Source organism: Brevundimonas sp., assembly GCF_036676055.1.
Classification (GTDB): domain Bacteria; phylum Pseudomonadota; class Alphaproteobacteria; order Caulobacterales; family Caulobacteraceae; genus Brevundimonas.
The window spans coordinates 1-7,429 of record NZ_JAKFDS010000027.1 but is presented as its reverse complement, the minus strand read 5'-3'; the positions used below and the strand labels follow the sequence as shown (position 1 = coordinate 7,429).

The window sequence follows — 7,429 nt, the reverse complement described above, 5'->3', positions numbered from 1 at the left end:
CCCGCCGCGCCCGGCCCGCAGGACGGACCGCCGGCGTCCCGGCCGCCGGGGCGGAGCGACGCGCGGATCGCCGCGGAGGCCGACGCCGCCAAGGCCGACTTCCTCCGCGCGGCCGGCGCCCCGGGCGGTCCCCAGGCGACCGGCCCCCGATCCGGCCGCTCGGCCGTCCTGCAGGCCTTCTTCACCGCAAACGCCGGCCGCGCCCTGCTGCCCGGCAATGAGACCAGCGGCGCGCTCTCGCCCCAGCTCAAGTCCGAGGAGCCCTGACCATGCATCCCTTCTTCCGGCCCAAGCGGGTGCTCGCCTCCGCCCCGGAGGCCACGCCCTATCAGCGGGCCGGCCAGGCCTGGGACGAGCGCACCGGCCTGGCTCTGGCCCACGCGCGCAACTGGCGGCGCATGGCGCTGGCCAATTTCGCGCTCGCCGCCTTCCTTGGGGCCGGCTGGTGGGTCCAGGCCGAGCGCGCCGTGGTCAAGCCCTTCGTGGTGGAGGTGTCGACCTGGGGCGAGACCCAGAGGATCACCGCCATCGACGGACGCTATGAGCCCAGCGAGGCCCAGATCGGCCACGCCCTGGCCGCCTGGGTGCGCGACGTGCGCTCCAAGTCCATCGACCCCATCGTCATCCGCCAGAACTGGCTGCGGGCCTATGACCTGCTGACCCCCAAGGCCGCCGGTTTCCTCAACGCCTGGGCCCAGACCCACGACCCCTTCGCCGAGCTCGGCCGCGAGGCGGTCAATGTGGAAATCCTCAATGTCGTCAGACGCTCAGAGCGGACTTTTGATCTGCAATGGCGCGAGACCCGCTACGTCAACGGCCAGAAGGCCTCCGCCGAGCGCTGGCGAGCCCTGATCACCACCAAGCTGCAGCCGCCGCGGACCGAGGCCGAGCTGATGAAGAACCCCCTGGGCCTGAAGATCGAGGATGTCTCATGGACGCTGGACGCCTCCTGAGCGCGGCCGGCGCCCTGGCGCTCGCCGCCGGCTCCGCCTTCGCCGCCCCGCCAGATCTTCTCTCCGTGGCGACGCCGGGGCCGGAGGCCATCGCCGCGGCCAATCTCGCGGCCCGCGAGCGATCCCGCTCCGACCGGTTCGTGGGCGGCCTGCAGCTCTTCGACTACGCCCCCGGGCGGGTCTACGAGGTCTGGACCGCGCCGCTGCGGGTCACAACCCTCACCCTCGCCCCCGGCGAGACCGTGACGGCCATGTCCGCCGGAGACACCGTGCGCTGGCAGATCGGGGAGACGGCGTCGGGCGAAGGCGCGGCGCGCCGCGTCCACGTCCTGGTCAAGCCGCTCGAGCGGCAGCTGGACACCAACCTGGTCCTGGCCACCTCCCAGCGCCTCTACGCCCTGCACCTGCGCAGCGGCCCGCCCCAGACCTTCAACAACCTGGTGGCCTGGGACGCCGGCGTCCTCGCCGTGGCGCCGGGCGCACCGCCGCCGCCCGCATCCGAAGCCGCGCCCCCGGAACCGCCCGTCGCGCCGGTGCTCGACGGCGCCTACAGGATCAAGGCGCGCTGGCCGCGCCCGGCCTGGACCCCCACCGCGGTGATGACCGACGGGGTGCGCACCTACATCGCCTTCCCCTCGCGCATGGCGTCCGGCGAGGCCCCGGCTCTCTTCGCGGTCGCCCCGGACGGCGAGGCCCAGATGGTCAACTACCGCCAGCAGGGCGGGCTCTTCGTGGTCGACCGCGTGCTCGAGGCGGCCGAGCTGCGGCTCGGCGATCGCCGCCCCCAGGTGGTCCGCATCACCCGCCAGGCCGGAGCCCGTCCATGAGCGGCGATCCCAAACCCGACACCCCCGCCGCGAGCCCCGCCGCCAAGGAGCCGCCCCCGGAACTCGCCGCCCGCGCGGCCCGGCCCCGCGTCATCCGGCTGCGGCGCTCGGTGGCCCAGGGCGTGGCGCTGGGCGCCGCGGCCCTGCTCGCCGGCGCGCTCACCTGGGCCTTCGTGGTCCAGCCCGAACTGCGCGCCGCCGCCCGGGCGCGGGCCGCCGAGATCCGCACCGACGAGGCCCGCGGCTCCGTCCGGCCCGCCGAGATCGTCACCGACCAACCGGCCTCCTACGACCGCCTAGCCCAGGATCGATTGATCGAGGATCACCTCCCAGAAGCGCGAACGCTCGGCTCCGCGCCTCCCACCCCCTCCGAAACCGCGGCCGCGCCGCCGCCGCGGCGCCCTGCCCACCCGGCGCGCCCTCGCGCGGCCGGCCCTTCGCCGGACCGAGGCCTCACGGCCGAAGCGCGCCAGTCCGGACTGTTCTTCGCGGCCTTTCGCGCCGCCGACCCGGCCATGCCAACCCCCGCGTCTGCCAGGCCCGCGACCGCCGTCACCCAGGCCGCCACCTATGGCGGCCACAGCCTGACGCCGCCTCTATCGCCTTTCGAGCTCAAGGCCGGCGCGGTGATCCCGGCTGTCCTGCTGAGCGCCGTGGACACCGCCCGCCCCGGACCCGTGGTGGCGAGCGTCACGCAGAACGTCTTCGACACCGTCACCGGCCGGCATCTCTTGCTGCCGCAGGGCGCGCGGCTCATCGGGCGTCACGAGGGCGAGAGCCGCTATGGCGACCGCCGCGCCTTCCTGACCTGGGAGCGGCTGATCCTGCCGAACGGCAAGAGCCTGGTCCTCACCGGCGAGCCGGGGGTGGACGCCCAGGGCGCGGTGGGCGTGCGCGGCCGCGCCGACCGCCGCCTCCTGCCCCTGGCGATGGCCTCCCTGTTCGCCGGCGCGATCACCACCCTGGGCGAGATCGCTCGTGACGATGATGACAGCGGCGGCGGGCTGCTCGGCGACGCCGGCGACGCCGCGGCCATCGAGGGGGCGCGGGTCGGCGGACGTCTCATCGACCGCGAACTCACCGTGGCGCCCTCGATCCGACTGCGCCCCGGCGCCCCGGTGCGGGTGTTGATCACCCGCGATCTGATCCTGGAGCCCTACCAGCCATGATCCGCATCCCCCGACCCGCCTGGACGGAACTCGCTCTGCTCGGCCTGGCGGGCCTGGCGTGGTCAAGCCAGTTCACGCCGACCCTGGCCCTGGTCAATGAGAGCCCGAGCCTGCCGCGCGGCCTCTATCTGCGCGTGCCCGGCGCCCAGGCCGCGCGCGGCGCCGTCGTGGCGGTTCCGGCGCCGCCCACGGCGCGACCGTATCTCTCCCAGCTGGGCGCACCGGCCGACGCCAAGCTCCTCAAGCGCGTGGCGGCGGTCGGCGGCGAGCAGGTCTGCGCCGACCCGGACCAAGTCCGGACCCCGGAACGGCGGGTCGCCGTCGCCCGCCGCGACCATCGCGGCCGTGACTTGCCCGCCTGGCGCGACTGCCGCCGGCTCGCCCCCGACGAGCTCTTCCTGCTGGGCGACACGCCCACGAGTTTCGACAGCCGCTATTTCGGACCGGTCCGCCGGGCCGAGGTGGACGGCGTCTATCGGGAGGCGCTGACATGGTGAAGCCGAGCCTGATGGTCCTGATCGCCACGGCCTGGCCGGTCTGCGCCCAGGCTGAGGCCGCCGACTGGGGCCGCGCCGGCGGCAACCTGTTCGTCGGTCCGCCAGTCGCCGCGTCCGCCGACCCCGGCGCCCTCATGCCGGGCCTCGCCCGCCTGCAGGCGCCAAACCAGCCGTTCGCCCAGGCGGTCGCCGCCGCTGCCGAGCGGCACGGCCTGGACCCCAAGCTGCTTCACGCCCTGGTGGTCGTGGAGAGCGCCTACCGGCCCGACGCAGTGTCGCCGCAAGGCGCCGGCGGCCTCACCCAGCTGATGCCCGGGACAGCCGCGGATCTGGGCGTCCGCGACCGCTTCGATCCCTTGGAGAACCTCAACGCCGGCGCCGACTACTTCGCCCGGCAGGTCCTGCGGTTCGGCGACCTGCGCCTGGCCTTGGCGGCCTACAATGCGGGGCCGGCGCGGGTCGCCCGCCTCGGAGGCGTCCCCGACATCGCCGAGACCCACGCCTATGTCACCACGGTCGTGGACTGCTATCTCGCCCTCTCGGCGGGACGCAGCGTCCGCACCGCGAGCCAGTGCCGGGCCGCGGAGGTCCGCCCATGAACGCCGAGGAAACCGACACGCCGCCGGACGCGGTCGAGCGCGACGAAGACCTGCTCACCCGCGCCGAGGCCTCGGCGTTCCTGGCCAGATTCATGATCAGGCTGAAGCCCGCGAGCCTGGCCCGGCTCTGGTCGGTCGGCGGCGCGGGACCGCCCTGCACCCATATCCGCGGCAAGCCCTACTATCCCCGCGGGGTCTTGCGCGCCTGGGCGGAGAGCCAGCACAGCGGCCTGCGGCGGTCTGGCCGCGACGCCAGGTCCGCCAGCGAGACGCGCTCATGACCAGCCTCGCGGCGCCGCCTTCCCCTCGCGGTTCGCTCCGCGATCCGCGCCCGAGCGTCAGGGCCCTGCTCGCAGATCCCGCCGTTCGCACCCCGCTGAAGGCGGTGCTCCGAAGCTGGTCCGGCCGCGATCCGGTCGACGCCGCCGAGGACGCCGCGCTCCTGGCCCTGGCCCTCGAACGTATCGCTGACGAGGCCTGCGGCCGCAGCTCATGGGCGCCCGCCCCGTTCGGACCTGGAGGTTGCGATGACCGCGAACCCGCCTGACGCCTTCGATCCCTCCGGCGCGAACGACCGGCTCCTGCCCTGGCGCAAGGTCAAGGAGCTGACCGGCATCAGCCGCACCACGGCCTGGCGCATGCAAAACGCCGGCGAGTTCCCGCGTCCCGTGGTAATCTCGCCGGGACGGGTCGGATGGCGCGAGCGCGAGGTGGCCGCCTGGAAGGCCGCCCTGGCCCCCCGCGGCGCCCGCAACCTCCCGACCCAACCGCGCTTGTTCGAACCGGAGCCGGACCTCACCCCGCCGCCGGAACCGGTCAGGCCCTCGCCGGAACAACCGACAGCCTTGGCCTCCGCGCGAGCCGCGAAACGGAGCCCGCGCCGCCGTCGGGTCGCCGCCAACCAGCTGAGCTTCAACTTCTGACCCCTTGGCCGGTCGTCTGGCCGGGGTCAGCCTCAGCGCCCCCGATAGGGCTCGCAGGCCAAGCCATCCCCGTCGCCGTCAAGGTTAGGATTGTACCCTGGATCCCCCCGGGACACGGGCGCCACGCCGGCGGCGCGCGCCGCCGCGCACGACGGATAGGCCCTCGGACCGGGCGCCACCCGCGCCGGCGCAGCCGCTGGCCTAGGGCCTCCGGTCCGGTCGCCGCTCGCGGCGACGCCACCCTCCGCGACGCCCGCGCTGCGCATCAGGTCCCCCAGCGGCCGTCCATCGATTCTGCAACGCGCGGCGATGCGGTCGTAGGTTCGAAGATTGGCGACGCAAACGGCCCGTTGGCCAAGCGCGAGCTGTGAGAGCGCAGCCCTCGCCGCGGTTCCGCCGGGTTGGCTCAGTTCCGGCGCGTAAAAGTCGGCCAGGCGCACCTCGACCCAGTCCGGCGCATTCGGACCGACGGCGACGCACATCGAGTCTCCGTCGATCACATGGGACACCGCACCGGAAAAGGTCGCGCCGAAGGCCAGATAGGCCGGCATCGGCCCCCGCTCGGGGATCGCCTCGCAAGGATCGGCCCAGGCCGGCGTCGACCAGACGAGCGCCAGAGACACGGTCGGGACCAGGAACCGGAACATCAGTCGATGCTAAGGCGGCCGGCCTCTTGCGCAAGCCGTTGAAGCTGCCCTCAGGCCAGGTCGAGATCGAAGGCGGGCGGTTTCCTTGAAGGTCGAGGCCGCGGCCTGCCCACGGCGGCCGGTCGATCGAGCCTGGCCGAACAGGGCCGCCTAGCGCCGCCGATGAGTCCGGAGATACTCGAAGCGCGTGATGGCTTCGGGATGCATCAGGCGACGACGCTCGCTGATCAGCTCGTTGTAGTGCGCGATTTCACCCTCGGTCGCCGAACCGTCGACGATCTTTCCGATGAGGTCTTCCATCTCACGGTCGAGTTTGGACTCGGGCGAGACGGGTGTGTCAGCCGCGATCTGCATGAGCATAATATAGCACCTTCTCGGTTAATCCGCAGTGCACGCAATCCTTAACCTTTGTTTACGTCGGCCTTTGCGGCGGCCAAACCACTTTCCCCTCGCTGGATGTGTTGCGCCGCCACCGCGAGCGCAACCATGCCCGCCAGGGCGCGGATTGCCTCATCTGTCCGCACGCCCGGCTTCCCGTCAGGAGAGAAATGCCCCGGCCGATCGCTGGTTGCGCAAATGACGCCCCAGGGCTCGGCCTGACCCGCAATCCGGATCGGGGCGGCGGCGAGCGACCGATAGCGCTGAGCGTCATGGGGAAGCCCGATTGAACCGAGCTCGTGCATATTGCCCGTGCGAGACTCCGCCATGTCCGGAACGATCACCTCTTCGTTCTTGGCGAGACAGATGCCGGCGACGCCGATGCCCTCGGGCAGGACTCGCGCTTCCTCGACCTTGCACGGCATCGATCTCTTGAAGGCCAATGCACGGAGTTGCCTGCGGCCGGATACCGCCTGTTCCGTCTTGTAGATGGTGAGGGTCCAGTGCTCCATTAGGTTGAAGTCGAGCGCCAGGAGCAGGGACCTGTCGGCGACCCCAAGCAGCCGTTCTGCGAGTTCCGTATCGCTGAGGGCCACGCCAATCATCCGCTCGACGCCGGCCCCAAGGGCGTTGGTCGCGAGGTAGAGCTCGATCGCCCGGCTGAGCGATGTCGCATCGCCTTCGAAGAGCTGCACGGACTCCGACAGAGCTTCCTCAAACTCACGGGCTTGTTCGATCGCCTGCGCCGCGAGCGCCAGTTCATGGGATGCGTCCTGATCGACAAAGGCCATATAGAGGCCTCCGCACCCGGCCAGGATGACCGCCGCGACCCCGGCGATTCCCCAGGTGGAAATCTCTTCGCCGGCCGGTATGGCCATGAACTGGGCCGCGCCGGCTACGGCCGACCCGCCGACGATCAGGACCAGCTTGATGAACAACGAGCCGGCCCACACCCGGCGGGCACGTCTCGTTAGGCTCTCGACAAGCGACGCCGCGATTTGGCTCAAGTCCACGAGTGCTGCCCCCCGACGCACGCTACGGGCGCATTGGTAGCACTTCCAATCATTTGGCGAGACAATTCTTCAGAGCAAGCCGACCGCTAACGGACGCGCCTCCGATATTCGGCGGCGCCCCCGACTCGGAGCCCGCAGGCTCGTCCAGCTCAGTCCGTTTCACCCAGTTTCAGGGCAAATCACACTCGGACAAGGCGCCTTCGAGCGGCGCAGCGATGAGAACATGCCCGGAATTCTGTGCCCCATGTGTGCCCCAATCGTAGGCGAGGCCGGGCGATGAAATGCTAAATCATTGATTTTATTGGTAGCTGGGGGCGGGATCGAACCGCCGACCTGTGGGTTATGAATCCACCGCTCTAACCATCTGAGCTACCCAGCCGCCGGGCCTTTCGGCGAGGGGCGGGTTATAGGGTGGCTTTTTCC

The 7,429-nt window shown here is 71.7% G+C and carries 10 protein-coding genes, 1 tRNA gene and 1 pseudogene; 8 read left to right on the top strand and 4 right to left on the bottom strand.

The features are described 5' to 3' along the window. The 8 genes and pseudogenes from V6M45_RS05040 to V6M45_RS05005 all read left to right on the top strand — a co-directional run. Nucleotides 1-267: pseudogene (locus tag V6M45_RS05040) on the top strand (P-type conjugative transfer protein TrbL); the annotation flags it as partial. A gap of 2 nt (nt 268-269) precedes the next feature. Beyond that, on the top strand, nt 270-953 hold the full coding sequence (gene trbF / locus V6M45_RS05035) for a conjugal transfer protein TrbF (RefSeq protein ID WP_332654521.1): 684 nt from the start codon (nt 270-272) through the stop codon (nt 951-953). Beyond that, nucleotides 932-1,780 carry a TrbG/VirB9 family P-type conjugative transfer protein gene (locus tag V6M45_RS05030; protein ID WP_332654520.1) on the top strand — a complete coding sequence of 283 codons (849 nt, stop codon included), beginning with the start codon at nt 932-934 and terminating at the stop codon, nt 1,778-1,780. Before trbF ends, V6M45_RS05030 begins: the two co-directional genes overlap by 22 nt. Continuing rightward, entirely contained in the window at nt 1,777-2,949 is a 1,173-nt protein-coding gene (locus tag V6M45_RS05025; RefSeq protein ID WP_332654519.1) for a TrbI/VirB10 family protein, read from the top strand. The genes V6M45_RS05030 and V6M45_RS05025 overlap by 4 nt, the downstream gene beginning before the upstream one ends. After that, on the top strand, nt 2,946-3,446 hold the full coding sequence (locus V6M45_RS05020) for a S26 family signal peptidase (protein ID WP_332654518.1): 501 nt from the start codon (nt 2,946-2,948) through the stop codon (nt 3,444-3,446). Before V6M45_RS05025 ends, V6M45_RS05020 begins: the two co-directional genes overlap by 4 nt. After that, on the top strand, nt 3,440-4,045 hold the full coding sequence (locus V6M45_RS05015; RefSeq protein WP_332654517.1) for a lytic transglycosylase domain-containing protein: 606 nt from the start codon (nt 3,440-3,442) through the stop codon (nt 4,043-4,045). The genes V6M45_RS05020 and V6M45_RS05015 overlap by 7 nt, the downstream gene beginning before the upstream one ends. Further along, the gene (locus V6M45_RS05010) at nt 4,042-4,326 is read left to right on the top strand and encodes a hypothetical protein (RefSeq protein ID WP_332654516.1); all 285 of its coding nucleotides are present in this window, start codon (nt 4,042-4,044) and stop codon (nt 4,324-4,326) included. The genes V6M45_RS05015 and V6M45_RS05010 overlap by 4 nt, the downstream gene beginning before the upstream one ends. Before the next feature lie 246 nt (nt 4,327-4,572). Further along, nucleotides 4,573-4,968, top strand: a complete 396-nt coding sequence (locus V6M45_RS05005; protein ID WP_332654515.1) for a helix-turn-helix transcriptional regulator — start codon at nt 4,573-4,575, stop codon at nt 4,966-4,968. Nucleotides 4,969-5,000: 32 nt separating this feature from the next. Here the strand turns inward: V6M45_RS05005 and V6M45_RS05000 are convergent, their stop codons facing one another. The 4 genes from V6M45_RS05000 to V6M45_RS04985 all read right to left on the bottom strand — a co-directional run bounded on the left by V6M45_RS05000 (nt 5,001) and on the right by V6M45_RS04985 (nt 7,385). After that, the gene (locus tag V6M45_RS05000) at nt 5,001-5,615 is read right to left on the bottom strand and encodes a thermonuclease family protein (protein WP_332654514.1); all 615 of its coding nucleotides are present in this window, start codon (nt 5,613-5,615) and stop codon (nt 5,001-5,003) included. 150 nt (nt 5,616-5,765) lie between these two features. Further along, on the bottom strand, nt 5,766-5,975 hold the full coding sequence (locus V6M45_RS04995; protein WP_332654513.1) for a hypothetical protein: 210 nt from the start codon (nt 5,973-5,975) through the stop codon (nt 5,766-5,768). Between the two features lie 41 nt (nt 5,976-6,016). Then, on the bottom strand, nt 6,017-6,931 hold the full coding sequence (locus tag V6M45_RS04990) for a GAF domain-containing protein (protein WP_332654512.1): 915 nt from the start codon (nt 6,929-6,931) through the stop codon (nt 6,017-6,019). A 377-nt stretch (nt 6,932-7,308) separates the two neighbouring features. Beyond that, nucleotides 7,309-7,385: transfer RNA gene (locus V6M45_RS04985), tRNA-Met, on the bottom strand. Nucleotides 7,386-7,429: the final 44 nt, after the last annotated feature.